Origin of the sequence: Streptomyces sp. NBC_01618, from assembly GCF_045209435.1 — a bacterium.
In the GTDB taxonomy this organism is placed as follows: Bacteria; Actinomycetota; Actinomycetes; order Streptomycetales; family Streptomycetaceae; genus Streptomyces.
Genome location: NZ_CP109297.1, coordinates 3,584,720 through 3,610,640, shown reverse-complemented (window position 1 = coordinate 3,610,640; position 25,921 = coordinate 3,584,720). Strand labels below are relative to the sequence as shown.

The 25,921-nt window shown below is 70.0% G+C and carries 20 protein-coding genes; 16 read left to right on the top strand and 4 right to left on the bottom strand.

The genetic code is table 11. The features are described from left to right. Positions 1–56: 56 nt before the first annotated feature. The gene (locus tag OH735_RS16850; RefSeq protein ID WP_406382364.1) at positions 57–2,846 is read right to left on the bottom strand and encodes a SulP family inorganic anion transporter; all 2,790 of its coding nucleotides are present in this window, start codon (positions 2,844–2,846) and stop codon (positions 57–59) included. 787 nt (positions 2,847–3,633) lie between these two features. After that, complete coding sequence (locus OH735_RS16845) at positions 3,634–4,629, bottom strand: ATP-binding protein (RefSeq protein ID WP_406382363.1); 996 nt, start codon at positions 4,627–4,629, stop codon at positions 3,634–3,636. Positions 4,630–4,731: 102 nt separating this feature from the next. Between OH735_RS16845 and OH735_RS16840 the strand changes: the two genes are divergently transcribed. After that, the gene (locus OH735_RS16840; protein ID WP_406382362.1) at positions 4,732–5,556 is read left to right on the top strand and encodes an oxidoreductase; all 825 of its coding nucleotides are present in this window, start codon (positions 4,732–4,734) and stop codon (positions 5,554–5,556) included. Positions 5,557–6,132: 576 nt separating this feature from the next. Here the strand turns inward: OH735_RS16840 and OH735_RS16835 are convergent. Then, positions 6,133–6,972, bottom strand: a complete 840-nt coding sequence (locus tag OH735_RS16835) for an HAD family hydrolase (protein WP_406382361.1) — start codon at positions 6,970–6,972, stop codon at positions 6,133–6,135. A gap of 565 nt (positions 6,973–7,537) precedes the next feature. Here OH735_RS16835 and ssd point away from each other — a divergent pair. The 7 genes from ssd to OH735_RS16800 are packed head-to-tail and all read left to right on the top strand — an operon-like array spanning position 7,538 to position 12,610. Further along, positions 7,538–8,599: a septum site-determining protein Ssd gene (ssd, locus tag OH735_RS16830; protein ID WP_406382360.1), complete on the top strand. Its 1,062-nt coding sequence runs from the start codon at positions 7,538–7,540 to the stop codon at positions 8,597–8,599. Next, the gene (locus OH735_RS16825; RefSeq protein WP_406382359.1) at positions 8,596–9,744 is read left to right on the top strand and encodes a TadA family conjugal transfer-associated ATPase; all 1,149 of its coding nucleotides are present in this window, start codon (positions 8,596–8,598) and stop codon (positions 9,742–9,744) included. Before ssd ends, OH735_RS16825 begins: the two co-directional genes overlap by 4 nt. Next, a complete protein-coding gene (locus OH735_RS16820) occupies positions 9,741–10,622 on the top strand; it encodes a type II secretion system F family protein (RefSeq protein WP_406382358.1) in 882 nt (293 codons plus the stop codon). Before OH735_RS16825 ends, OH735_RS16820 begins: the two co-directional genes overlap by 4 nt. After that, positions 10,619–11,416 carry a type II secretion system F family protein gene (locus tag OH735_RS16815; protein ID WP_406382357.1) on the top strand — a complete coding sequence of 266 codons (798 nt, stop codon included), beginning with the start codon at positions 10,619–10,621 and terminating at the stop codon, positions 11,414–11,416. Before OH735_RS16820 ends, OH735_RS16815 begins: the two co-directional genes overlap by 4 nt. Before the next feature lie 54 nt (positions 11,417–11,470). Next, positions 11,471–11,671 (top strand): DUF4244 domain-containing protein, encoded by a 201-nt coding sequence (locus tag OH735_RS16810; RefSeq protein ID WP_406382356.1) that lies wholly within the window; start codon positions 11,471–11,473, stop codon positions 11,669–11,671. Further along, positions 11,658–12,068, top strand: coding sequence for a TadE family type IV pilus minor pilin (locus OH735_RS16805; protein WP_406382355.1), 411 nt, complete (start codon positions 11,658–11,660; stop codon positions 12,066–12,068). The genes OH735_RS16810 and OH735_RS16805 overlap by 14 nt, the downstream gene beginning before the upstream one ends. Then, entirely contained in the window at positions 12,065–12,610 is a 546-nt protein-coding gene (locus OH735_RS16800; protein WP_406382354.1) for an Rv3654c family TadE-like protein, read from the top strand. Before OH735_RS16805 ends, OH735_RS16800 begins: the two co-directional genes overlap by 4 nt. Here OH735_RS16800 and OH735_RS16795 read toward each other — a convergent pair. Continuing rightward, entirely contained in the window at positions 12,492–15,029 is a 2,538-nt protein-coding gene (locus OH735_RS16795; protein ID WP_406382353.1) for a DEAD/DEAH box helicase, read from the bottom strand. The two genes, OH735_RS16800 and OH735_RS16795, sit on opposite strands and share 119 nt — an antisense overlap. Positions 15,030–15,107: 78 nt before the next feature. Here OH735_RS16795 and OH735_RS16790 point away from each other — a divergent pair, with 78 nt between their 5' ends. The 8 genes from OH735_RS16790 to OH735_RS16755 all read left to right on the top strand — a co-directional run bounded on the left by OH735_RS16790 (position 15,108) and on the right by OH735_RS16755 (position 25,894). Further along, complete coding sequence (locus OH735_RS16790) at positions 15,108–15,461, top strand: STAS domain-containing protein (RefSeq protein WP_003967428.1); 354 nt, start codon at positions 15,108–15,110, stop codon at positions 15,459–15,461. A 536-nt stretch (positions 15,462–15,997) separates the two neighbouring features. Beyond that, positions 15,998–16,474: an ATP-binding protein gene (locus tag OH735_RS16785; protein WP_383757271.1), complete on the top strand. Its 477-nt coding sequence runs from the start codon at positions 15,998–16,000 to the stop codon at positions 16,472–16,474. A gap of 306 nt (positions 16,475–16,780) precedes the next feature. Further along, positions 16,781–19,237: a sodium-translocating pyrophosphatase gene (locus OH735_RS16780; RefSeq protein ID WP_406382352.1), complete on the top strand. Its 2,457-nt coding sequence runs from the start codon at positions 16,781–16,783 to the stop codon at positions 19,235–19,237. A gap of 359 nt (positions 19,238–19,596) precedes the next feature. Continuing rightward, positions 19,597–20,220: a small secreted protein gene (locus OH735_RS16775; protein WP_406382351.1), complete on the top strand. Its 624-nt coding sequence runs from the start codon at positions 19,597–19,599 to the stop codon at positions 20,218–20,220. A 170-nt stretch (positions 20,221–20,390) separates the two neighbouring features. Continuing rightward, on the top strand, positions 20,391–21,905 hold the full coding sequence (locus OH735_RS16770) for a methyltransferase (RefSeq protein WP_406382350.1): 1,515 nt from the start codon (positions 20,391–20,393) through the stop codon (positions 21,903–21,905). Positions 21,906–22,407: 502 nt separating this feature from the next. Beyond that, positions 22,408–23,643 carry an IS110 family transposase gene (locus OH735_RS16765; protein WP_406378948.1) on the top strand — a complete coding sequence of 412 codons (1,236 nt, stop codon included), beginning with the start codon at positions 22,408–22,410 and terminating at the stop codon, positions 23,641–23,643. 468 nt (positions 23,644–24,111) lie between these two features. Further along, positions 24,112–25,347 (top strand): IS110 family transposase, encoded by a 1,236-nt coding sequence (locus OH735_RS16760; protein WP_406378948.1) that lies wholly within the window; start codon positions 24,112–24,114, stop codon positions 25,345–25,347. Positions 25,348–25,696: 349 nt separating this feature from the next. Further along, positions 25,697–25,894 carry a hypothetical protein gene (locus OH735_RS16755; RefSeq protein ID WP_389994866.1) on the top strand — a complete coding sequence of 66 codons (198 nt, stop codon included), beginning with the start codon at positions 25,697–25,699 and terminating at the stop codon, positions 25,892–25,894. Positions 25,895–25,921: the final 27 nt, after the last annotated feature.

Genomic DNA, 25,921 nt, shown 5'->3' with positions numbered 1-25,921 from the left:
ACGGTGTGTTGCGAAGGCGGGGCCACAAGGTCTCACGGACCGGGGGCGAATGCGGTTCAGACGCCAGAACGTTCCAACTCGCTCGGACCCGAAGGATCACCCGGGGCGGAGAGGCCTTCCGGGGCGTCGCCCGGGTCCACGCGGTCGAAGACCTCGTCGAGCGCAAGTCCGGCGCTTGCACCCTCGGTCAGCAGATAGGCCTGCGCTTCGCCCACATGGAAATACATCCCGTGCAGTTGGATCGTCGCCTCGGAGAGTCGCCGGGCCACCGATTCGTGGGCTCGCAGATGGTCCAACTGCTGGACCACGTTGGTGAGGCAGAGCTGCTCCACCGCATCGGTCGGCAGCCGACCGGAGATCCGCGCCCAGGCGTAATGCCGGGATGCCATCCGTTCCAGGCTCGGCAGCCCGTGTCTCAGCCAGCGCCACAGGGACGTCTGCGGAGTTTCCGAGGCGGGCTCGGCGTCTAGCAGCGCTTGCATCGCACCGCAGCCGGAGTGCCCGCACACGGTGATGGACTCCACCTTCAGCACATCCACCGCGTACTCGATCGCGGCACCCACCGAGTCGTCACCCGAATCGGTATCCGGCGGGGGCACCAGATTGCCGATGTTCCGCACGGTGAACAGGTCGCCCGGGCCACTCGCCGTGATCATGCTGGTGACCAGGCGGGAGTCCGCGCAGGTGATGAAGAGCTGGGAGGGGCGCTGACCCTCGCGGGCCAGCCGGGCCAACTCCTCGCGCACCAGCGGGGCGGTGTTGCGCTGGAACGAACTCAGGCCGCTGGCCAGGCGGTTGCCGCTGGTGCGACGTGGGGCGGGGGCGGGCGGGTCGGCCGGGGCGTGAGTGTTGTGGGCGCCGGGGCTGGAGGTGGGACCAGTGCCAGGGGTGGAGTTGGAGGTGCGACCGGCACCAGGGGCTGAGTCGGAGGCGGAGCCGTGGGCGTCGACGGTGCTGGGAGATGGGCTCGTGTCGGCGCCCGGGGTGGGGTCCAGGCCGGTGCGGGTGCCACTGAAGGGGGTGCCGGGAGCCTGGCGGGTCTCGAGCGTCTGCTCGACGGGCCGGTCGTGGCAGTGATGGTTCCGCCAGGGCGTCCAGGGGCGGCAACAGGAGTGCGCCGACGAGGCGGGCTCGGCGATTCGGCCGCCTGCGCTGCCGGTGAAGACGACCCTGCCGCCGTGGGCCTTCTGGGCAAGGCTCCAGTCCTGGATCGTCTCGTACGCCGCATGGTCCATGAAGAAGCCGTCCAGCTCGACGACGACATCACCGCCCTGCGGCAACTGCCCGAGCGTCCGACTGAGCCGAGGCACCGCGAGAAACGTCAACTGGCCCCGTACGACGATCAGATGCTGTTCACCCTGATCGGTGACGGTGATCCTGGTCCGGGCCAGCCGGTGCAGTGCCACGGCCACTGCCGCCGCGATGCCGATCACCACACCCTTGAGCACACCGAAGAGGACCACGCCGGAGATCGTCGCCCCGTATACCAGGAATTCCCGGTGCTTATGGACATTGCGGATGTGGGCGAAGCTCACCATCTTGATGCCGACCATCATGACCAGCGCGGCGAGGGCGGACAGCGGGATCCACTCCAGCACGGTGACCAGCAACCCGGTGGCGAGAAGCATCCAGACGCCGTGCAGCACGGTGGAGGCGCGGCCCGTTGCCCCTGCCCGCACATTTGCCGAGCTGCGCACCGCGCCGCCGGACACCGCGAGCCCGCCCACCAGCCCGGACAGGGTGTTGGCGATGCCTTGGGCGCGCAGCTCACGGTCGAGATCGGAACGTCTGACGGGCAGGGCCAGCGGGGCCGGCGGGGACGGGGACGGCGGGGCCGACAGGGGCGGGGCCGGGGACGGATGGGCCGACACGGGCGGCGCCGACGCCGGTGTCGATACCGATACGGACGCCGAAGGCGGGGCGGCCTGTGACCGGGCGGCCGTTCGCTCGCCGGCGCGGTCGGCCGTCAGCTTGTCCACGGCCACCGCGGCGAGCAGCGACTCCAGACTGGCCACCAGCATCACCGTGAACACAGCTGTGGCCAGGGCGAGTACGGGACCTTGCGGTATCTCCGGCAGTGCGTGGGAGCGCCAGGACGGCAGGTCGACCCGGGCGATCCCGGGCACGGCGAGCGCGGCCACCGCCGTAGCGGTCACCACTGCGGCGAGGGCGGCCGGAATTCGCCGTACCACCCGGCCGATCCGCCCTGGAGTCCGCGGCCACAGGACCAGGACGGCGATGGTCAGCACGCCGATCAGGGGTGCGGCCGGGCTCACCCGCCCCAACTGGCCGGGAAGGGCGAGAGTGTTGGCGACCGCTGAACTCTGGGGCGAGCCGCCGAGCACGATGTGCAGCTGGGCGAGCGCGATGGCCACGCCGATTCCTGCGAGGGTGCCGTGCACGATGGCGGGGCTGACGGCGAGAGCGCTGCGCGCTGCCCGCAGTGAGCCCAGCAGGACCTGCAACAGTCCGGCGCCGATGGTGATCGCGCAGGTGGTACGCCAGCCGTAGGTCTGGATCAACTCGGCTGTGACCACGGTCAGTCCGGCGGACGGGCCGCTGACCTGGAGGGGCGTGCCGCCGAGTAGCCCGGCGACGATGCCACCGATGGCGGCGGAGATGAGGCCGGCCTCCAGCGGGGCGTCCATGGCGACGGCGAGGCCGAGCGACATGGGGACGGCGAGCAGGAAGACCGTGATCGAAGCGGACAGGTCGGCGCCCGCGATGCGGAATCGTCCGCCGTGACGCGGAGGTGGCGGGCTGTGTGGTCGTTTGATCCCCCAGGCGCGGGGTGGGCGCGAACTGCGGGGTGGGCGGTCACGACGAGTGGTCACAAAGGTGGACATATTCCCTTCTTCTCCGAGACGGTGTGGTCGCGGAATGTGGGGGACGCGGCCGTGGGTCACGGTTTGCAGTTGCGGGATTTCTCAACTCTCAGTAAACAGATCGTAATGGAGAGTAAAGATTTGTGTCCATGCTTAAGGTCAAATGGCCGAGTCAATCACCCATTCAAGTGAATAGGCAGCTTTTCATGCGGCCTATCGTGCTGATTCCGGCGAAGCTCCATGCGAACTTGGCCGCGCCGTGTCGGCACGTCGACGCGAATTGTCCGCAAGGAAGAGGGTGGGCGGATGCTGGCTGCCGCGAAGAGGACCGCCGCCGGACGGGTCGCCCTGGGCGCCGAGGCTATTGCGCTGGTCGCGGTGGCCGGCTGCTCCTCCGGTTCGGAATCCAGGACCGGAGCCGCCGGGCCAGGCGCCGCGAACCGGGGCGCCGGAGCGAAGAACTCCGTGGGGTCGGAGGCCCGGCGGCAGAAGCGGGCCGGACATCGGGGACCGGCACGGATCACGCCGGACCGGGCGCAGGCCGGTCCGGTCGTCGGCTCGGCGACAGCTCCCGGTGACGGTGCTCGGTGGCCGCGCACGGCCACCGAGCTGAGCGTCCTTCGGCTGCGGACCGGTGCTGCTGTGAACGGCCCTCGATGGGCAAGGGCACTCCGACGGAAAGAACGTCAACGACACCTTGGTGGAAAGAACGTCCACGACGCCCCGGCGGAGCGAACGCATTCTCCCGGCCGGGGCGCCGACCGACCAGATCGGCTGGGCCGTCTGACGGGGTTGGCTGACCCGCCCGTCAGGCCGGCTGGGCGGCGCCGTCCTGCACGTGCCGCTCGTCGAGTACGAAGGCGGGGTCGACCTGGGCGGCCAGGTCGGCGCCCGTCTTCTCATTGCCCCAGCTCTCCGCGTTCTTCAGATGGAAGTGCACCATCTGCCGCGTGTATCGCTCCCAGTCCCGCTGCTCGTACGAATCCTCCGCGGCGTTCTGGAGTGCCTGCAGAGCCATCCGGTTGTCCGCCTCCAGCAGCTCGAAGCGGGCGGGCCGACCCTTCTCCATAGCCCGTACCCAGTCGGAGTGCCCGACGGTGACCAGCAGGTCGTCGCCCACCTCGGCACGCAGGAAATCCAGATCGTCCTCGCCCTGCACCTTGTTGCCGATGACCCTCAGCGCCACCCCGAAGTTCCGCGCGTACTCCTTGTACTGGCGGTATACGGAGACCCCCTTGCGGGTCGGCTCGGCGACCAGGAATGTCATGTCGAAACGGGTGAACATCCCGGAAGCGAAGGAGTCCGATCCGGCTGTCATGTCGACGACGACATAGTCGTCGGGGCCGTCGACCAGGTGGTTGAGACAGAGCTCGACCGCACCGACCTTGGAGTGGTAGCACGCCACGCCCAGATCCGACTCGGTGAACGGGCCGGTGGCCATCAGCCGGATCTCCCCGTCGTCGAGCCGGACCGTACGGGCGCACGCGTCGTAGATCGGGTTGCCCTCGCGGACCCGCAGGAGTCGCGAGCCCTCGCCGGGCGGTGTCGTCTTGATCATCGTCTCGATGGAGGCGATACGGGGATTACTGCCGCGCAGGTACTCCTTGATCAGAGGCAACTGGGCTCCCATGGCGGGGAGCGCTGCGGCTTCCTGGTCATCGAGGCCGAGCGCGACCCCGAGGTGCTGGTTGATGTCGGCGTCCACCGCGACGACATGGGCTTCATTGGCGGCAAGGTGGCGGATGAAGAGCGAGGACAGCGTGGTCTTGCCGCTGCCGCCCTTCCCTACGAAAGCGATCTTCATGTTCACCTAGGGTAGCGGGGCGATCGCGTTCTGCTGTCACACTTCGTGAAGAAGGCCACTCCCGGGTGGTAATGGAGTAGTGGGCGCGTAGCCTCACTACCTATGAGTACGCCTGCCTCTGATCCGCTCGCCGCCCTGGGCGCCCTGCCGGGAGTAGCCGATGCGGTGGACTCCGTACGCAAGGCCGTCGACCGCGTCTACGGTCACCGTGTCATGCGGCGCCGGAGCAATGAAGTCACCGCCGAAGCGGCACTGCGTGGCGCCCGTGGTTCGGCCGCGCTGTCCGGGGCTGACTGGAATCTGGAGGAGGTGCGCCGACGCACCGACTTCAGCGGAGACGGTGAGGCGCATGTGATCGGAGCGGCCCTGAGGCTGACCGCCGAAGCGGGCCAACTGCTCTCCATCTGGCGGCAGTCGCCCTTGCGCGTTCTGGCGCGGCTGCATCTGGTTGCGGCCGGTGGTGCCGAACCCGAGGATGCTGTCGGTCGGCCGCGGCTGGCGGGTGAACCCGTGGACGAACCGCTGATCGAAGCGCCGCTGCCGGACGCCGGCGAGGTGGCCGGACGACTGGAAGGACTCTCCGGGCTGATCCTTTCGGGCACTTCGGCGCCCGCGTTGGTGACGGCGGCGGTTGTGCACGGTGAACTGCTGGCCCTGCGCCCCTTCGGTTCGTACAACGGCCTCGTCGCGCGGACCGCCGAGCGGATCGTGTTGATCGGGAGCGGGCTCGACCCCAAATCGATCTGCCCCGCCGAGGTGGGGCACGCCGAGCAGGGCCGGGCGGCGTACATCGCGGCGTTCGATGGCTATCTTTCGGGGACGTCGGACGGGATGGCGACCTGGATCGCGCACTGTGGGCGCGCCGTGGAACTGGGAGTCAGGGAATCGACGGCCGTATGCGAGGCGCTGCAGCGCGGCGCCGCGTAGCGACGTGGCGGCTTCGCGGCGTCGGGTGCGACGGGCTGAATCGGCAGCCGCAGCACTTCACCGCATAACCTCAGGGTCGTAACTCCAGGGCGGTGATTTCACCGGGCCAGGGCGACTTCGCAGCGACTTCGGCGGGGCAACTTCACGGCCCGATATAAGGGTTGCGGCGGTACCGTCCTCGGTACCGCCGCTGGCACGTCTACCCAGTTACCATGCGTCCTCGATATGTGCCCATCAGGTCGGGGGCTTTGCCCGTTCCCTGGTGCGGCTGGCCCGTAATCGACGGGTCGACGTCGCGTGGGTGCTCGGTTTTCATGCTCGGTCCGTGGGGCCTTCTCTGCGTTACAGGTAATCCTCTCGGACGTCCTTGGTCTCGCGGGCCGTTGAGTCCTTTGTACTCCAGGGCCGGTGTGAGCGGTAGTGCTGGCCGTACTTCTTTACTTTTGGGTTCAATTACGGGTGAGTCGGACAACTCGGTTCAGTCGGTGAATTGGGCCGAGACCGTCGCCCCGTCCGGCCCCATTGGCGGGGTCGGGTGACGGGATCAGGGCGTCGGGGTGCCGCCCGGTTCGTGGGTCAGGCGGAGGGAGCGGAGGAGCACCGGCGGGAGGTGTACCAGACCAGCCCCGCTGTGACCGCGGCTGCGCCCACTGCCGCTGCCGCGACCAGCGCGGGACGCGGCGGCATCGTGAAGGTAGGCAGTCGCTGCTTGAGCCGGACCGGTCGGTCGAAGACGAGAACCGGCCACTCGCGCAGGGTCGCCTCGCGCCGCAGAGCGCGGTCCGGATTCACCGCGTGTGGGTGTCCGACCGATTCCAGCATCGGTACGTCGGTCGCCGAATCGCTGTAGGCGTAGCAGCGCGAGAGGTCGTACCCCTCCGACACTGCGAGCGCCTTGATCGCCTCGGCCTTCGTCGGTCCGTACGCGTAGTACTCCACTTCGCCGGTGAAGCAGCCGTCGTCGCCGACGACCATTCGGGTGGCGACCACGCGGTCGGCGCCGAGCAGCTCGCCGATCGGTTCGACGACCTCGGCGCCCGAGGTTGAGACGATCACCACATCGCGCCCGGCAGTGTGGTGCTCCTCGATGAGCGTCGCCGCTTCGTCATAGATGATCGGGTCGATCAGATCGTGCAGGGTCTCGGCAACGATTTCCTTCACTTGCCGTACGTTCCAACCCTTGCAGAGCGCGGAGAGATATTCCCGCATCCGCTCCATCTGGTCGTGATCTGCACCCCCGGCGAGGAACACGAACTGTGCGTACGCAGTGCGCAGTACAGCGCGGCGGTTGATCAGTCCGCCTTGGTAGAAGGACTTGCTGAAGGTCAGTGTCGAAGACTTCGCAATGACCGTCTTGTCCAGGTCGAAGAAGGCTGCCGTGCGCGGCAAGAAGCGGTTTTCCACAAGGCAGAGCATAGGGGCCCACCATTCGGCGTAAACTCTGGCGTGTGGGTTTGCCTGAGAAGGCTCTCGGGTACACCATGGAAGTCACGGATCGTTCGCGACCGTGCTAACCCGGTCCGGCTCCTCCCCCCCGAGTCGGCCGTGGGGACGACCCCCGCTCTCCCCCCCGGCGGGGGTCGTCGCATGTCCGGACCCACTTCTGCGGTTCGGAATCAAGCATTCCGCCCTCGTTTCGGCTACGACGGCGCGATTCTTGCCTCGTCTCTCACCATCGCACCCCGTCACAGTGTGTAGCGGAAGTGCTGCTCTCTGGAAGTCGCCGGTATGAGTGACCGAGTTATTCACAGCGGTGGAGTTGTCCACAGTTTTTGAGCAAGATCCACACGATTTCCCGAAGTGCCGCACGGTGATTCCAGCCGCGAAGTCCGCGGGTTGTGGAATCGCTGATCCCGGAACGCTCCGAGATCAGCGCGAACTGCGATGAAGGTGCAGTGAGAAGGGGGTGGAGATCGTGGCTGAATCCTACGCGCGAGATCGTCTGCCGAGCGCCGAAGTGCGGCGGGGTGGACCGCTGATCGTGACCGAGGATGTGGAACTTCTCGACGATCTGCTGCGGCTGTGCGCTGCCGCCGGAGCGGAACCGGAAGTCCATCACTCGCTGCCCGAACGCAGAGGCAGCTGGGAGCAGGCCCCGATGGTTCTCGTGGGGGACGACGCCGCGCAGCGGTGCCGAGGGGCGGCGCGCAGACGCGGCGTGATGCTCGTCGGCCGGGACCAGGATGTCCCGGACGTCTGGCGCCGCGCCGTGGAGATCGGGGCCGAATATGTGCTGAGACTGCCCGACTCCGAGGGGTGGCTCGTCGACCAGATCGCCAATGCGGCGGAAGGCGTGGGCCGGCCTGCACTCACCGTCGGAGTGATCGGCGGGCGGGGCGGCTCCGGCGCGTCCACGCTGGCCTGCGCCCTCGCAGTGACGGCGGCCAGGGCCGGGCGGCGCACGATGCTGATCGACGGTGACCCGCTCGGCGGGGGCATCGATGTGCTGCTCGGAGGTGAGCGGGCCGAGGGAATGAGGTGGCCGGATTTCGCTCATTCCAAAGGGCGGGTCGGCGGAGGCGCGCTGGAGGAGTCGCTGCCCGCACTGCACGGTCTGCGGGTGCTCAGCTGGGGCCGCGACGACTGGGTGGTGATCCCGCCGCAGGCCATACAGGCCGTGCTGGCCGCAGCGCGCAGGCTCGGCGGAGTGGTCGTCGTCGATCTGCCGCGCCGGGTCGACGAGGCGGTTGCCGAGGCGCTCGCGCAGCTGGACCTCGGGCTGTTGGTGGTCCCCGGGGAGCTTCGGGCGGTCGCGGCGGCGAAGCGGGTGGCGTCGATGGCCGGAATGGTCCTGGACGACCTGCGAGTGGTGGCGCGCGGTCCGTACGCGGCGGGCCTCGACGAGGGCTGGGTAGCGCAAGCGCTTGGGCTACCGCTGGTTGGCGAACTCCCGCTCGAAGCCGGGCTGCTGGCGGCCCAGGACGGCGGGGCACCGCCCGGCGGCAGTGCGCGCGGTCCACTGGCCAGGTTCTGCGCAGCCTTCTGGGAGCGGGCGCTCGCCCCGGAGGGCGTCGGGAGCCGTACCGCTGGGGGTGCGTCATGACCGAGACGCTGCTCGACGCCGTACGGCAGCGGCTGGCGCAGAGCGGCGCGGCGCCGACCCCGGCCGGGGTCGCGGCCGCGCTGCGTGCCCAGGGGCGGCTGCTCGGCGATGCCGAAGTGCTCGGTGCGGCCGATGAGTTGCGCGGCGAGCTGGTCGGGACCGGCGTGCTGGAACCGCTGCTCGCCGACCCGGCGGTGACGGATGTGCTGGTCTGCGCTCCGGACCGGGTGTGGGTGGACCGGGGTGGCGGACTCGAACTCACCGGGGTGACATTCCCGGACGCTGCCGCGGTGCGCAGGCTGGCGCAGCGGCTGGCGGCCGTGGCGGGGCGGCGTCTCGACGACGCCCGGCCGTGGGTGGACGCACGGCTGCCGGACGGCACCCGTATGCACGCCGTGCTGCCGCCGGTGTCCGTCGGCTCGACGTGTCTGTCGCTGCGGGTGGTACGCCCCAGGGCCTTCTCGCTGACGGAACTGGTCGCGGCGGGGACGGTGCCACCGGGCGGCGACCGGGTGCTGCGGGCTTTGGTGGACGCCCGGGTCTCGTATCTGATCAGCGGGGGGACGGGAGCCGGAAAGACGACCCTCCTGTCGAGCCTGCTGGGTGCGGTCGGGGAGCGCGAGCGAATCGTGCTCGCCGAGGATTCGGCGGAGCTGCGGCCGGACCATCCGCATGTGGTGCGTCTGGAGTCGCGCCCCGCCAATCAGGAGGGGGCAGGCCGGGTGACCCTTCGGGACCTGGTGCGACAGGCGCTGCGGATGCGGCCCGACCGGCTGGTCGTCGGGGAGGTGCGGGGTGCTGAGGTCACCGAACTGCTGGCCGCGCTGAATACCGGGCACGAGGGCGGCTGCGGGACGGTTCACGCCAATGCCGCCGAGCACGTCCCAGCCCGCCTTGAGGCGCTTGGGACGGCGGCGGGGCTGGACCGGACGGCACTTCACAGCCAGTTGGCGGCGGCGCTGTCGGTGGTGGTCCATCTCGTACGGGACCGGGCCGGACAGCGGCGGATCGCCGAGGTGCAGGTCCTGGAGCGGGACGCGGCCGGGCTGGTGGTGACCGTGCCGGCGCTGCGCTGGGGTGCCGGCGGATTCGTGCGGGACCGGGGCTGGGAGCGGCTGCGGTCGCTGATCGGAGGTGCGCTGTGAGCGGCGGTGCGGCGCCGGGGCTGTCGGCGGGTGCGGGCTGCGCGGCGGTCTTGTGCGTCGCGGTGGCTGCTTGGTTGGTGGTGACGCAGGACCAGGCGCGGCGGAGAGCCCGGGTGCTGTTCATCGACGGAGTGGTGGAGTCGCCCCTGCGTGCGCGCTGGGAGCAGGTTCGGGCGTGGTTCCAGGCGTGGTTGCGGGAGCGGCGGGAATGGCTCTGTTTGCCGGTGGCGCTGGCCATGGCTGTGCTGGGGGAGTCCGTGCTTCCGGTGCTGGCCGGGGCGGTCGCGGTGCCGCTGGTGCGGCGGTGGCTGCGGAGACAGGCCCTGGCACGGGAGCGGGAACGCCGGGCGGATGGGGTGGTGGCGCTGTGCGGTGCCGTCGTGGGTGAGTTGCGGGCCGGACACGAGCCGGGGCAGGCGCTGCTCGTCGCTGTCCGCGGGACCGGGGTGATGGGAGCGGCGGAGGCCGGTGTGTCCGCCGCGGCACGGTTCGGTGGCGATGTACCCGGGGCGCTCGGGCAGGCGGCGCGGGAGCCGGGTCTGGACGGGCTTGCCGGGGTTGCGGCCTGCTGGCGGGTGGCGGCGGACGGCGGGGCCGGGCTCGCGGCGGGGCTGGACCGTCTGGAAGGCGCACTGCGGTCCGAGCGACGCAGACGCGAGGAGTTACGGGCCCAACTGGCTGGTGCCTGGTCGACGGTGGCCGTGCTCGCGCTGCTGCCGGTGCTTGGGCTGGGACTGGGGGCGGCGCTCGGAGCGGATCCGCTGGAGGTGCTGCTGCACACGCCTGCCGGGCTGGTCTGTCTGGTGGCGGGCGGGTTGCTGGAGGCTGCCGGGCTCTGCTGGGCCGGACGGATCGTACGGGCGGGGGAGGCGGCATGAGCGGGGGCATCGGCGATGCCGCCCACCTGGTGGCGGCGGTGTGGGCGGTTCTGGGCGTGGTCCTGTATCTGGCTCTCGCCCTGTCGGGGCGGCGGCGGAGGGGGGTGGTACGCCGTCGGGGTGCGGTGCTGATGGCGATCGGCGCGGAGAAGCGTCGGCCCGGACGCGCGGTTTCCGGCGCCCGGGCAACCAAGGAGTGGATCGCGCCGCTGGGGGCTGTGGCGACGGGCGTGGTTCTGGTCGGCGGCCTGTTGGGGTGCGTGGCCGGGCTGGCGGGGGCGTACGGCGCCCGGCGGTGGCAGCGGGCCCGGCGCAGTGGCGAACAGGGGTCCGGCGCTGCGGAGACAGTCGAGGTTGTACGTCAACTCCCGTTGGCAGCAGACCTCTTGGCTGCCTGCATTTCGGCCGGTGCCGGGCCCCGGGAGGCGGCGGAAGCGGTGGGGGAGTCGCTGGGCGGACCGGTCGGTGTGCGTCTGGCGCGGACGGCGGCGGAGATCCGGCTCGGTGGTGAACCGGCTGTGGCCTGGGGGCGGTTCGGGGAGATACCGGGCGCCGGTGCGCTGTCCCGTTGCCTGGACCGGGCGGGATCGACCGGAGCTCCGGCGGCGGAGCCGGTGGCGCGGCTGGCCGAGGCGATGCGGGCGGAGCGGGCGAGTGCGGCCGTGGCGCGCGCCCAGCGGGCAGGCGTGCTGATCACCGCACCGGTCGGACTCTGTTTTCTGCCTGCGTTCCTGGCGGTCGGGGTGGCGCCGGTGGTGATCGGGCTGGCCACCGGCCTGCTTCACGCCGGCTGAAAAAAACTAATAATTACCAATTCGGCATTAATTACGTATTTCGCGGGGGTTGAAATGGTGCAGCGATTCAGGAGCTGGGTGCGGAGCATGGCGCGCCGAGTCCGGTCGGACAACGGAATGACGACGTCCGAATACGCGGTGGGGACGATCGCGGCCTGTGCGTTCGCGGCGGTGCTCTACAAGGTGGTGACCAGCCAGCCGGTCATGGCCGCGCTGCAGTCACTGCTGAAGGACGCACTCGATGCGAAGTTCTAGGAATGGTTCCGGGGCGTGTGCTGGGAGCCGTTCGGGGACTGCGGGCACGGGTGGGGACCGGGGCGCGGTGACGGCGGAAGCGGCCATGGCGATTCCGGTACTGGTGGCGTTCGCCCTGGCCTTGGTCTGGGCCCTGATGGCCGCTTCCGCCCAGATCCGGTGCGTGGACGCGGCCAGGGCGGGGGCGAGGGCGGCAGCCCGTTCGGAACCGGAGCCACAGGTGCTGGAAGCCGCCCGTTCGGCGGCACCCGGCGGGGCCGAAATCGCGATGGAGCGGGCCGGGGATATGTGGCGGGTGCGGGTGGCAGCGCCCGCACCCGGAATCGGCCCGCTGGCCCTGACGCTTCATGCGGAGGCGGCGGCACTGGCCGAGGACACGGTGGGGGTGACGCCATGACCGGGCTGGGACGGGGTGCAGCGAGGGCTGTGACCAGGTGGCTCCACGTATGTGGGTCCTGTGGCCCCGGGCGCGGACGGGGCCGGAGCCGGGCCCGGGGCCGCGAGCCGGACCAGGGCCCGGCGGACCGGGACAGGGGGCTGGCGACGGTATGGGTGGCGATGACCACGGCAACCTTGTGTGCGGTGTTCGCTGTCGTGCTGGCGCTCGGGCAGGTGGTGGCTGTTCGGCACCGGGCCGGCGGCGCGGCGGACCTGGCCGCTCTGGCCGCGGCCGACCGGGCCCTGCAAGGGTCCGAGGAGGCATGCGGGGCGGCCGAGAAGGTTGCCGCGGCACAGGGGGCCGTGGTGGTCCGGTGCGCGGTGCTAGGAGAGATCGCCGATGTGACCGCCCGGGTGCGTTTCGGGCCGTACGAACCGGTGGTCAGGTCCCGGGCAGGGCCTCCGGCGGCTGTTCCCGACCTTCCGGAGCTGTCGCCTCCGACGATTCCGGACGGCTCGGCTCCCCGGGCTCCGGCGGAGCACACCGCAGGAGTTCGCTGAGGAGACGCACGGCGCCGCGTTTGTGCAGTGGATCGTTGCCGTTGCCGCACTTGGGGGACTGGATGCAGGACGGGCAGCCGGCCTCGCATTCGCAGGACGCGATGGCCTGGCGGGTCGCGGTCAGCCATGCGCGGGCGGTGTGGAAGGCCCGCTCGGCGAATCCGGCACCGCCCGGATGCCCGTCGTACACGAAGACCGTGGGCAGGAGGGTGTCCGGGTGCAACGGTACGGAGACGCCACCGATGTCCCATCGGTCGCAGGTGGCGAAGAGCGGCAGCATCCCGATCGAAGCGTGCTCCGCGGCATGCAGGGCGCCGCCGAGGATCTCCGGGTTGATGCGGGCGGCGTCGAGCTGATCCTGCGTGACGGTCCACCACACTGCGCGCGTACGCAGAGTGCGGGGCGGCAGATCCAGCTTGGTCTCGCCGAGGACCTCGCCGGTGATCAGTTTGCGACGCAGGAAGGAGACGACCTGGTTGGTGACCTCCACGGAGCCGTAGCAGAGCCGCCCGTCACCCCATGGGATCTCGGTGTCGGTCTCCAGGACGGCGATGGCGGTGGTGTCGCGGGCGGTCGTCGAGTACGGAGGATTGGCCTCTTCGACCAGGGCCACCGAATCCTCCAGATCCAGCTTCCGGACCAGGTAGGTGCGGCCCTGGTGGAGATGGACGGCGCCTTCATGGACGGCGGTGTGCGAGGCAGCCTCGTCGACCGTGCCCAGCAGCCGGCCGGTGCCCTCCTCGACGATCTGGACGGGGCGGCCGCCCTCGCCCCGGATGTCGGTGAGATCGGCGGCGCGCTCGCGGCGGGTCCAGTGCCAGCCCGACGCCCGTCTGCGCAGCAGCTTCGCGGTTTCCAGCTGCGGCAGCAGTTCGGCCACGGCCGGGCCGAAGAGCTCCAGATCGGCTTCGGTGAGCGGGAGCTCCGCAGCGGCGGCGCACAGGTGCGGGGCGAGGACGTACGGGTTGTCCGGGTCGAGGACGGTCGACTCCACGGGCTGCTGGAACAGCGCCTCGGGATGGTGGACGAGGAAGGTGTCCAGCGGGTCGTCGCGGGCGACCAGGACGGCCAGGGCGCCCTGGCCGGAGCGCCCGGCGCGGCCCGCCTGCTGCCACAACGACGCCCTGGTGCCCGGGTAGCCGGCGATGACGACGGCGTCCAGGCCGGACACGTCGACGCCGAGTTCGAGGGCGGTGGTGGCGGCAAGGCCGAGCAGTCGGCCGGAGTGCAGGGCGCGCTCCAGGGCGCGGCGCTCCTCGGGGAGATAGCCCCCGCGGTAGGCGGCGACCCGGGCGGGCAGGGAGCGGTCGACCTCGGCGAGACGTTCCTTGGCGATGACGGAGATCAGCTCGGCGCCGCGCCGGGAGCGTACGAAAGCGACCGAGCGGACGCCCTGAACGGTCAGATCGGTGAGGAGGTCAGCGGTCTCGGCGGTGGCGGTACGGCGGACGGGCGCCCCCCTCTCACCGTGCAGTTCGGTCAGGGGCGGCTCCCACAGGGCGAAGACCAGCTCGCCGCGCGGCGAGGCGTCGTCGGCGACCTCCTTGACCGGGAGACCGGTGAGGCGGCCCGCCGCGACGGAGGGCTCCGCCGCGGTGGCCGAGGCGAGGAGGAAGACCGGATCCGCTCCGTAGCGGGCGCACAGGCGGCGCAGCCTGCGTATCACCTGGGCGACGTGGGAGCCGAAGACGCCGCGGTAGGTGTGGCACTCGTCGATGACGACAAAGCGCAGGGCGCGCAGAAAGGAGGACCAGCGAGGGTGGGACGGGAGAATCCCGCGGTGCAGCATGTCGGGATTGGTCAGGACGTAGTTGGCGTACTGGCGCACCCATTCGCGTTCCTCGACGGGGGTGTCGCCGTCGTAGACCGCAGGCCTGATGGCGTTGCCGAGCGGTGCCGCGAGTTCCTTCACAGCACGCCTCTGATCGGCGGCCAGGGCCTTGGTGGGGGCGAGATACAGGGCGGTCGCGCCACGGCCGTTCGGGGCCTCGGAGCCGTCGAGCAGGGCGGTGAGTACCGGGGCGAGGTACGCGAGCGACTTGCCCGAGGCCGTGCCCGTGGCGATGATCACGGACTCGCCGTCCAGGGCGTGCTCGGCGGCGGCCGCCTGGTGCGCCCACGGATGGTCGATTCCGGCTTTCTGGATCGCGGCGATCACTTCTGGCCGGATGCGATCGGGCCAGATGGCATGGGTTCCCATGCGCGGGGGCAAGTGCTCCGTATGAGTGATGCGCGCGGACCGGCCCGCCACTGCGGCGAGCCGGTCGAGAACCATGGCCGGAGAGGGGCGGGAGTCCCTGTTCTCGGCCGGTCGACTGGGGCGGTGATTCTTGGCCATCGGCATCGAGTGTGTCACTGGCGTGACGGACAATGGTCCCAAGGCGTCGTGCATGGCTGCTGGTAAGTGATTGAATGCCATCGCGGCTGGCGATCCGTCCCCTGGCTCCGCCGGGGAGACCGAGGGGCGACCGCTCGATAGCAAGGTGCTGGAGGATCCGTGGACCTGTCCTTGTCGACTCGCAATGTGTCCGGCCCTGGTGGCGACCGTACGGTCGTCGAGGTCGGTGGCGAGATTGATGTGTATACCGCGCCCAAGCTGCGCGAGCAGTTGGTCGAGTTGGTGAATGACGGCAGCTACCACCTGGTTGTCGACATGGAAGGCGTCGACTTCCTCGACTCCACCGGCCTCGGCGTGCTCGTGGGCGGCCTGAAGCGTGTCCGGGCCCATGAGGGCTCGCTGCGCCTGGTGTGCAACCAGGAGCGCATTCTCAAGATCTTCCGGATCACTGGTCTGACCAAGGTGTTCCCGATTCACACCACGGTCGACGAGGCCGTTGCGGCCACCGACTGACGGCCGGTCCGCGGTCCGGTCGGCGGTTGGTGTACCGGCAGCCGTGACCGGCGGCCGGTGCCGCGCAGGTGGCCTGAACGGCCGGTTGCCGCAGTCAGGCAGTCGGCCGGGCAGCCGGTGCTGGCGGCCGGGAGACCGGGCAGCCAGTACTCCGGTTGCTGGTCAGCTGGTCGCTGGTTGTCCGGTCGGTTGTCGGTCGGCCGACCGGTGGGTAGCCGGTTGCCTGCCGACCGCTCGTCCGGCGGGCAGTTGCTTGTCGGTCGGCCGTCGGCTGTGCGGTCATCGGGAGTGGTCCGTCCGCCGGTCGGAGCCCGTCCGCCGGTCGGCAGACGGACGTCAGTGGGCCGGCTGTCCCGTGCGGCCGCCGACCAGATCGGTCGGCCGTCGGGTTCGTCGGTTCCGGAAGAAGTTCGGAAGAAATCCGGAAGCAGTCCGAATGAACGCGGAAACGGAAGAAGATCCGAAGAAGAGCCGGGGTATCCGGGCAGTGTGCCCGGGCCGCCGGGATGCACACCCGTACGTCTGAGGGGGATCCCATGGCCACCGTTGAACTCCGCTTCAGCGCCCAGCCCGAACACGTCAGGACGGCTCGCCTCGTGGCAGCCGCCGTGGCGCGCCGGGCGGGAGTCGATGAAGCCGTGCTCGACGAGGTCAGACTCGCCGTCGGTGAAGCCTGCAGCCGCGCAGTCGGGCTGCACCGCAGTCACGGCATCGCCGCTCCCGTCTCGGTCGTCCTGATTGAGGAGGAGAAGTCCTTCTCGATCGAGGTCGGCGACGAGGTGCCCGGGCCGGGCGCCGAGCCCGAGCCCGGCGGATCCGCCGAGGCCCCCGCGACACGCGGCGCCACGCCCGGCGTGGGGCTCGATGGTCCGGATTCCGACGCCGACGGCGAGGACGAGATGGGTCTCGCGGTCATCAGCGGCCTCGTCGACGATGTGGAGGTCAGATCGGGGGCCAACGGCGGAGTGATCCGCATGAGCTGGCCGAAGACGCCGGTGACGGTGCTTCCCTGAGGCTCTGCAGCCGTCACGGGCGGTCCGCCGGTCCCGATCCCGTCGGATCCCTCGCCGAACCATCCCCGACGCATTTCTTGATCCGCCTTTTGAGGCCCTGCTGAGCAGGGCCTTTTTTCATTTCTGTGTGATCATTGATCTACGGAAAATGCGCCTGCCCCATTACTGCATTCGGGTCGGTCCGTGGGTGCGCTCATTTGCCGAGCCGTCCGTGAAGGTCAATTACATTTACCGCGCACTGTTTTGATCGGCTTCCGCTCCTTACAATCCGTCCACGTCTTGAGCGCTGAGCGTCAAGGAGGACGTATGGCGGAGTTCTTCAACACCCCACTGGCAGGACTGACGCAAGATTCCGCACTTTCCACCGCTTCCGGCCGGCCCGGGTCTCTCGCGGCCGCGGTGCTCACCGATGACAATCGCGTCATCGTGGTCGTCGTCGCGGTCGTTGCCGTAGCCGCGCTGGTCGTCGCCCGACTGCTGGTACGTCAGGTGCTGGCGGCCGGTGAGGGTACCGACCGTATGAAGGAGATCGCGGCAGCCGTCCAGGAAGGCGCGAATGCCTATCTGGCCCGGCAGCTGCGCACCGTCGGCATCTTTGCCGTCGTGGTCTTCTTCCTGCTTCTGCTGCTTCCGGCCGACAACTGGTCGCAGCGCGCGGGCCGTTCGTTGTTCTTCCTGGTGGGTGCGCTTTTCTCGGCGACCACCGGATACATCGGTATGCGGCTCGCCGTACGCAGCAATGTCCGAGTGGCCGCTGCCGCGCGGGAGGCGACTCCCGCGGAGGGCGAACCCGAAAAAGATCTCACCGCCGTTTCGCACAAGGCGATGAAGATCGCTTTTCGCACGGGTGGCGTGGTCGGCATGATCACCGTGGGCCTCGGTCTGCTCGGGGCTTCCTGTGTCGTCCTTGCCTATGCCGCCGACGCTCCGAAGGTGCTGGAGGGCTTCGGCCTCGGTGCTGCGCTGATCGCCATGTTCATGAGGGTCGGCGGCGGCATCTTCACCAAGGCCGCAGACGTCGGCGCCGACCTCGTCGGCAAGGTGGAGCAGGGCATCCCGGAGGACGACCCGCGCAACGCCGCCACCATCGCCGACAACGTGGGCGACAACGTCGGCGACTGCGCGGGCATGGCCGCCGACCTCTTCGAGTCGTACGCCGTGACGCTCGTCGCCGCGCTCATCCTCGGCAAGGCCGCCTTCGGTGACGCCGGACTGGCCTTTCCGCTCATCGTTCCGGCGATCGGCGTGGTCACCGCGATGATCGGGATCTTCGCGGTCGCCCCGCGGCGCGCCGACCGCAGCGGAATGACCGCCATCAACCGCGGATTCTTCATCTCCGCGGTGATCTCGCTCGTGTTGGTCGGCGTGGGCGTCTTCGTCTATCTGCCGTCCTCGTACGCGGATCTGCACGGTGTCACCGACAGCGCCATCACCTCGCACGGTGGTGACCCGCGGGTCTTCGCTCTGGTCGCCGTCGCCATCGGCATCGTGCTGGCCGCCCTGATCCAACAGTTGACTGGCTACTTCACCGAGACCGGCCGGCGCCCCGTCAGGGACATCGGCAAGTCGTCGCTGACCGGTCCGGCCACCGTCGTTCTCGCCGGTATCTCCATCGGTCTGGAGTCCGCCGTCTACACGGCTCTCCTGATCGGCCTGGGCGTCTACGGGGCGTTCCTGCTCGGCGGTACGTCGATCATGCTGGCGCTCTTCGCGGTGGCCCTGGCAGGGACCGGGCTGCTCACCACCGTCGGTGTCATCGTTGCCATGGACACCTTCGGCCCGGTCTCCGACAACGCGCAGGGCATCGCGGAGATGTCCGGCGACGTCACCGGCGCCGGCGCGCAGGTCCTCACCGACCTGGACGCCGTCGGCAACACCACCAAGGCCATCACCAAGGGCATCGCCATCGCCACGGCCGTACTGGCGGCCTCGGCGCTCTTCGGCTCGTACCGCGACGCGATCGCCACCGCCGTTGACGACGTGGGGGCCAAGGCCGGGGAGATGACCCTCAGCCTGGACATCTCGCAGCCCAACAACCTGGTGGGCCTGATCCTCGGTGCCGCGGTCGTCTTCCTCTTCTCCGGGCTGGCGATCAACGCGGTGTCCCGGTCCGCCGGATCCGTGGTCTACGAGGTGCGACGGCAGTTCAGCGAGCACCCCGGGATCATGGACTACAGCGAGAAGCCGGAGTACGGACGCGTCGTCGACATCTGCACCAAGGACGCCCTGCGCGAGCTCGCCACGCCCGGCCTGCTCGCGGTTCTGGCGCCGATCGCCGTCGGGTTCACGCTCGGTGTCGGGGCGCTCGGTTCGTATCTCGCGGGCGCCATCGGCACCGGCACGCTGATGGCGGTCTTCCTCGCCAACTCCGGTGGTGCGTGGGACAACGCCAAGAAGCTCGTCGAGGACGGCCATTACGGCGGCAAGGGCAGTGAGGCCCATGCCGCGACCGTCATCGGTGACACGGTCGGCGACCCGTTCAAGGACACGGCAGGACCGGCGATCAACCCCCTGCTCAAGGTGATGAACCTGGTCGCGCTGCTCATTGCCCCGGCGGTGGTGCAGTTCAGCTACGGGCAGGACGCGAGCGCCGGTGTGCGGGCGGCGGTCGCGGTGCTGGCCATCGTCGTGATCATCGGCGCCGTCTACGTCTCCAAACGGCGCGGCGTCGCCGTGGGGGAGGAGGAGGGCCCCGGTGACGGTGACGGGGCCGGTGGCGGAGGCAGGCCCGCCGAGTCGCCCGGAGAGGCGGCGGTTTCGTGAAGCGGTGACGGGAAGAGGGCGGCGGGGGCGGTGGTACGTAGCCGCCCTCGGTCAATGACCGGGCGGGCGGCGCACTCTGATGTGTCGTCCGCCCGCTGTCCCTTCGGTTGCCGGGCGGCGAAGACGTCGGCCGGGATGCCGGTCGGTGGCCCCGTCGACAGCCCCGTCTCCGGGTGCTTGCTCGTGCAGGTGTTCACCCGTCCGGAGGGCTGTGGAGAGCCGCGTGGGTGAGTGGTATCTCCCTCATTTCCCTTGGTGCAAATGGCTACAAATGGCCTCTCATCGGATGCCCGGCACCCGGATGGACGGCGCCCGACGTGTAAGTTCCGGGGCCGAGAGCCTTGGAAGGGACCGATCCGGTGAACAAGAAGCTTGCGGCCGCGCTGTCCGGCGGTGCGGTACTGGTACTTACGTTGTCGGGCTGCAGCAGCGACGACAACAGCGACAAGGTGAACGACTGGGCCAAGACGGTCTGCGACAAGGTCCAGCCCCAGCTCCAGAAGATCGCGAACGCCAACGCCGCCATCCAGCAGCAGACCGCTGACAACAGCAAGCCCGCCGACGTCCAGAAGACCGACTCGGCCGCCTTCCAGCAGATCTCGCAGGCGTACAAGGCTCTGGGCGCGGCCGTCGCTTCGGCGGGCGCGCCGCCGGTCGACGGTGGCGAGACCACGCAGAAGGAAGCCGTGAAGGAGCTGAACGCCTCCTCCGCGGCGTACGTGAACCTGGAGAAGAAGGTCGACGCCCTCGACACGAAGGACCAGGCGAAGTTCGCCGATGGCCTCAAGGGCATCGCGGACGAGCTGAACAAGATCAGCACCAGTGGTGACGAGGCCCTGAAGAAGCTCCAGTCCGGCGAGGTCGGAAGCGCGATGGCGAAGCAGAAGGGCTGCCAGAAGCCGACGGCCTCGGTGGCGCCGAACACCGCCTCCCCGAAGCCGGGCTCCCCGTCGCCGTCCGCCTCGCCCAGCAAGAAGTCGTAACCGAACGGCCGCGGCAGTCGTAGCTGATGCGTCAGGTGCGTCAGGTGCGTCAGGTGTGGGCAGGTGCAGTGCGGCGGTTGTAGCGATTGCGGCCGTTGTGCGTACGGCCCGGCGGCCCCGGTGGGCGCCGGGCCGCTGCCGTTGTCAGTGGGAGCGGCCACAATGAGGGGGTGAGTACGACCAGTCTCCCCGTGCCCGACCATTCGCCCCGGCTTCGTGAAGCCCTGCTCGCCGCCGCCTTCACCGCGGACGGGCTCCTCGACCTGCTCGGTGCCCCCGCCTACGCCGCGCTCGCCCGCAGCGAGACGGTCCCGGCACTGCGGGCCACCCGGGGCGACTCCCCGCTCGACACACTGGTGCGGCTCTTCCTGCTCCAGCACCCGGTCCCGTACGAGCGGGCCCGGGCCGCGCTCCCCCTGGCCGAGTGCGTCGAGGACGGCTGGGTGACCCACACCGCCGGCGAAGTACGGGCCACGGTCGACGTGCGGCCGTACGGCGGGCCCGAAGGGCAGGATTGGTACATCGTCTCCGACCTGGGGTGCGCGGTCGGCGGCGCGGGCGGCATCGGCTCACGCGAGGAGGGCGTGGTCCTCGGTGTCGGCGGGGCGTCCACCACACTCACGGGCATCACCGTCCGTACACCAGTCGCCTCCGCGCTCGATGTCGGTACGGGCTCCGGCATACAGGCGCTGCACGCCTCGCAGCACGCCACCCGGGTCACCGCCACCGACCTCAACCCGCGAGCGCTGGACTTCACCCGGCTGACGCTCGCCCTCTCCGGCGTCGCCGCGGCCGATCTGCGTCAGGGCTCCCTGTACGAGCCGGTCGGCACCGAGACGTACGACCTGATCGTCTCCAACCCGCCGTTCGTCATCTCGCCCGGTGCCCGCCTCACCTACCGCGACGGCGGCATGGGCGGCGACGACCTGTGCCGGACCCTGGTGCAGCAGGCGGGCGACCGATTGAACGAAGGCGGATACGCCCACTTTCTCGCCAACTGGCAGCACACCGAGGGCGAGGAGTGGCAGACCCGGCTGAGTTCCTGGGTGCCGCAGGGCTGCGATGCCTGGATCGTGCAGCGCGAGGTCCAGGACGTCACGCAGTACGCGGAGCTGTGGCTGCGCGACAGCGGCGACCACCGCACGGACCCCGCCGAGTACGCTGCGCGGTACGACGCCTGGCTGGACGAGTTCGAGGCCCGCAAGACGAAGGGTGTGGGCTTCGGCTGGATCACCCTGCGGAAGTCCGCCGCGGCTGCCGCCGGGAATCCGTCCGTCGTGATCGAGGAGTGGCCGCACGCGGTGGAGCAGCCGCTCGGACCCGCCGTCCAGGCCCACTTCGCCCGTCAGGACTACCTCCGCGAACAGGATGACGCGGCGCTCCTGGCCGGGCATTTCATCCTCGCCGCCGAGGTCGTGCAGGAACAGGTCGGGCTTCCGGGCGCGGAGGACCCCGAGCATGTGGTGCTCCGTCAGAACCGTGGCATGCGGCGTGCGACGAAGGTCGACGCCGTCGGCGCCGGCTTCGCGGGCGTGTGTGACGGGACGCTGCCCGCGGGCCGGATCCTGGACGCGATCGCCCAGTTGATGAACGAGGACCCGGTGCTGCTGCGCGACCGCACTCCGCAGGCGATCCGGCTACTGGTGGAGGAGGGCTTCCTGGAGCCGGTGCCGTCGACGAGTTGATCGCATGGCTCGAGTCGACCGAGCCGATCACGTCGCCGTGATCCCGGGCCGGGTGGTTGCCTCCCCTGCTGCCGCAGCCTTGGGCGGACTTCGTCGACGGACTCCGTTCCGGTTCGGGCGCGTACCGCCGTATGTAATGAAAGGGCTCGCCATCAGCGCCTTTCGCGTTCACCGTCGCCGTTCCGTCGCGGAGCCTGCGGATTCCGGTTGGCTCACCGGGCCGGTGCCCCGTTACCTTTTCTGTGGCCCCGAAATGGGGCGCCTGGCCCCCGGGTCCGGTATGGCTGTGTGCCCCCTGTCGAAGTCGATGACCTGGGGGGTGTTGCCGCCGGGCTTCGGGGCACCGCTTGACCGCTGATGAGGGGCCTGACGACTGCCTGGTCCGGTGCAACGCCGGACCGCTTCACGGGCGGGATGTCTGCGTAACGTGGTTGCCGGCGTGTGGTGCCGCAGGGACGGCCGGGACGGATGCGAAAGGCACGACCGAAGAGGGGCATCGCGCATGGCCGACACCGTCATCGATATCTCCGGCATAGGTCTGTTCCTCGGCCTGGACCTGGGCAAGGAGTTCCACCACGCCCGCGGCCTGACCGGGCAGGGCAAGACCGTCCACGACAAGAAGCTGCCCAACACCGAGGCCCGCCTGCGGGAGTTGTTCGACAAGCTCAGGGCCAAGTTCGGCACCGTCCTGGTGATCGTGGACCAGGTCGCCAACATCGGCGCGCTGCCACTGACCGTGGCCCGCGCGACCGGCTGCCGGGTCGCTTACCTGCCGGGACTCTCGATGCGCCGGGCCGCCGACCTCTACCCGGGCGAAGCCAAGACCGACGCCCGCGACGCCTTCGTCATCGCCGACACCGCCCGGACCATGCCGCACACCCTGCGCGTGGTGGACCGCGACGACGAGAAGCTGGCCGAGCTGACCATGCTCACCGGCTACGACAACGACCTGGCCGGCGAGGTCAACCGCACCTCCAACCGGCTGCGCGGCCTGCTCTCCCAGATCCATCCCACCCTGGAGCGGGTGGTCGGCCCCCGGCTGGGCTACCCCTACATCCTGGCCCTCCTTGAACGGCACGGCTCCCCGGCCAGGCTGAAGAAACTGGGCCGCACCCGCTGCGAGGCCCTGCTCAAGGCGCACGGCTCGCGCAAGGCCCGCCACCTCACCGCGGAGATCTTCGACGCGCTTGCCGAGCAGACCGTCATCGTGCCCGGCACCGAGGCCAGCGCGCTGATCGTGCCCGGACTTGCCGCCCAGCTCGCCGCCGCCCACACCCAGCGCCGCCAGGCCGAGCAGGAGATCGCCGCCCTGCTGGAGGCCCTCCCTCTTTTCCACCTCCTGACCTCCATGCCCGGCATGGGCGTCAGGACCACCGCCGCCGTGATCGTCGCCATCGGCGACGGCACCACCTTCCCCACCGCAGGACACCTCGCCTCCTACGCCGGACTCGCCCCCGCCACCAAGTCCTCGGGCACCTCCATCCGTGGCGAGCACGCACCCCACCGCGGCAACCGGCTCCTCAAACGCGCCCTCTTCCAGGCCGCGTTCGCCGCGATCGGCTGCAAATCCGACCGCTCCTCCCGCACCTACTACGACCGTCAACGCGCACGCGGCAAGACCCACACCCAAGCGATCCTCCGCCTGGCCCGCCAACGTGTGAACGTCATCCACGCGATGATCCGCACCGGGGCCCTCTACGAACCACGAACCCCCGGCGACATCGGCCTCGCGGCCTGACAGCACCACCGTCCCTACCTTCCTGACCCCATCACGCGCGCACCGGCACGGCCACCCCCGCCGTGCCGGCCACCGGGCTGCCCATCAGGCACCCGATCCGCCGGGAACGTCCCGCTTCGCGGGACGTTCCCAAAAACCAGCACCAACTCCCACGAACCGACCCTGACAGGGTTGACGAAACAGATAGGGGCACCCCGTTACCTTTTCTGTGGCCCCGAAATGGGGCGCCTGGCCCCCGGGTCCGGTATGGCTGTGTGCCCCCTGTCGAAGTCGATGACCTGGGGGGTGTTGCCGCCGGGCTTCGGGGCACCGCTTGACCGCTGATGAGGGGCCTGACGACTGCCTGGTCCGGTGCAACGCCGGACCGCTTCACGGGCGGGATGTCTGCGTAACGTGGTTGCCGGCGTGTGGTGCCGCAGGGACGGCCGGGACGGATGCGAAAGGCACGACCGAAGAGGGGCATCGCGCATGGCCGACACCGTCATCGATATCTCCGGCATAGGTCTGTTCCTCGGCCTGGACCTGGGCAAGGAGTTCCACCACGCCCGCGGCCTGACCGGGCAGGGCAAGACCGTCCACGACAAGAAGCTGCCCAACACCGAGGCCCGCCTGCGGGAGTTGTTCGACAAGCTCAGGGCCAAGTTCGGCACCGTCCTGGTGATCGTGGACCAGGTCGCCAACATCGGCGCGCTGCCACTGACCGTGGCCCGCGCGACCGGCTGCCGGGTCGCTTACCTGCCGGGACTCTCGATGCGCCGGGCCGCCGACCTCTACCCGGGCGAAGCCAAGACCGACGCCCGCGACGCCTTCGTCATCGCCGACACCGCCCGGACCATGCCGCACACCCTGCGCGTGGTGGACCGCGACGACGAGAAGCTGGCCGAGCTGACCATGCTCACCGGCTACGACAACGACCTGGCCGGCGAGGTCAACCGCACCTCCAACCGGCTGCGCGGCCTGCTCTCCCAGATCCATCCCACCCTGGAGCGGGTGGTCGGCCCCCGGCTGGGCTACCCCTACATCCTGGCCCTCCTTGAACGGCACGGCTCCCCGGCCAGGCTGAAGAAACTGGGCCGCACCCGCTGCGAGGCCCTGCTCAAGGCGCACGGCTCGCGCAAGGCCCGCCACCTCACCGCGGAGATCTTCGACGCGCTTGCCGAGCAGACCGTCATCGTGCCCGGCACCGAGGCCAGCGCGCTGATCGTGCCCGGACTTGCCGCCCAGCTCGCCGCCGCCCACACCCAGCGCCGCCAGGCCGAGCAGGAGATCGCCGCCCTGCTGGAGGCCCTCCCTCTTTTCCACCTCCTGACCTCCATGCCCGGCATGGGCGTCAGGACCACCGCCGCCGTGATCGTCGCCATCGGCGACGGCACCACCTTCCCCACCGCAGGACACCTCGCCTCCTACGCCGGACTCGCCCCCGCCACCAAGTCCTCGGGCACCTCCATCCGTGGCGAGCACGCACCCCACCGCGGCAACCGGCTCCTCAAACGCGCCCTCTTCCAGGCCGCGTTCGCCGCGATCGGCTGCAAATCCGACCGCTCCTCCCGCACCTACTACGACCGTCAACGCGCACGCGGCAAGACCCACACCCAAGCGATCCTCCGCCTGGCCCGCCAACGTGTGAACGTCATCCACGCGATGATCCGCACCGGGGCCCTCTACGAACCACGAACCCCCGGCGACATCGGCCTCGCGGCCTGACAGCACCACCGTCCCTACCTTCCTGACCCCATCACGCGCGCACCGGCACGGCCACCCCCGCCGTGCCGGCCACCGGGCTGCCCATCAGGCACCCGATCCGCCGGGAACGTCCCGCTTCGCGGGACGTTCCCAAAAACCAGCACCAACTCCCACGAACCGACCCTGACAGGGTTGACGAAACAGATAGGGGCACCCCCGCGGCCCCGGGCCCCGGGCTCGCGGGGTGTGTGAATCCGGCCATTCACCCGGGGTTCGCGTCCACGACGCCCTGGGGTGACAGCCTCCCCCGGACCGGACCGGACCGGACCGGCATGGCCCTGGCCGGGCAGGGAAAGGGAGGCGTACGGACATGGAGAGCGGACCTGCAGTCTTCGCCGGAACGGCATTCGCGCTGTTCGGCGCCGCGCTGCTGCTGTGGACGGGGGCGCGCGTGCTGCACCGTGCGCCGGTGGCGCACGGAGTGAGCCCCATCGCTTCCGTCGCTCTCGCCACTGTGTTCGGCGTACTTTTTCTCGTCCTCGGTGTGTGGTGCTTCACCCGCATCTGATCCACTTCCCGCCGGATCCGGTCCCCG

Coding starts and splice junctions, on each gene's coding strand:
- OH735_RS16850 (WP_406382364.1), bottom strand. CDS start 2,846: ATGTCCACCTTTGTGACCACTCGTCGTGACCGCCCACCCCGCAGTTCG.
- OH735_RS16845 (WP_406382363.1), bottom strand. CDS start 4,629: ATGAAGATCGCTTTCGTAGGGAAGGGCGGCAGCGGCAAGACCACGCTG.
- OH735_RS16840 (WP_406382362.1), top strand. CDS start 4,732: ATGAGTACGCCTGCCTCTGATCCGCTCGCCGCCCTGGGCGCCCTGCCG.
- OH735_RS16835 (WP_406382361.1), bottom strand. CDS start 6,972: ATGCTCTGCCTTGTGGAAAACCGCTTCTTGCCGCGCACGGCAGCCTTC.
- OH735_RS16825 (WP_406382359.1), top strand. CDS start 8,596: ATGACCGAGACGCTGCTCGACGCCGTACGGCAGCGGCTGGCGCAGAGC.
- OH735_RS16815 (WP_406382357.1), top strand. CDS start 10,619: ATGAGCGGGGGCATCGGCGATGCCGCCCACCTGGTGGCGGCGGTGTGG.
- OH735_RS16810 (WP_406382356.1), top strand. CDS start 11,471: ATGGTGCAGCGATTCAGGAGCTGGGTGCGGAGCATGGCGCGCCGAGTC.
- OH735_RS16805 (WP_406382355.1), top strand. CDS start 11,658: ATGCGAAGTTCTAGGAATGGTTCCGGGGCGTGTGCTGGGAGCCGTTCG.
- OH735_RS16800 (WP_406382354.1), top strand. CDS start 12,065: ATGACCGGGCTGGGACGGGGTGCAGCGAGGGCTGTGACCAGGTGGCTC.
- OH735_RS16795 (WP_406382353.1), bottom strand. CDS start 15,029: ATGGCATTCAATCACTTACCAGCAGCCATGCACGACGCCTTGGGACCA.
- OH735_RS16785 (WP_383757271.1), top strand. CDS start 15,998: ATGGCCACCGTTGAACTCCGCTTCAGCGCCCAGCCCGAACACGTCAGG.
- OH735_RS16780 (WP_406382352.1), top strand. CDS start 16,781: ATGGCGGAGTTCTTCAACACCCCACTGGCAGGACTGACGCAAGATTCC.
- OH735_RS16765 (WP_406378948.1), top strand. CDS start 22,408: ATGGCCGACACCGTCATCGATATCTCCGGCATAGGTCTGTTCCTCGGC.
- OH735_RS16760 (WP_406378948.1), top strand. CDS start 24,112: ATGGCCGACACCGTCATCGATATCTCCGGCATAGGTCTGTTCCTCGGC.
- OH735_RS16755 (WP_389994866.1), top strand. CDS start 25,697: ATGGAGAGCGGACCTGCAGTCTTCGCCGGAACGGCATTCGCGCTGTTC.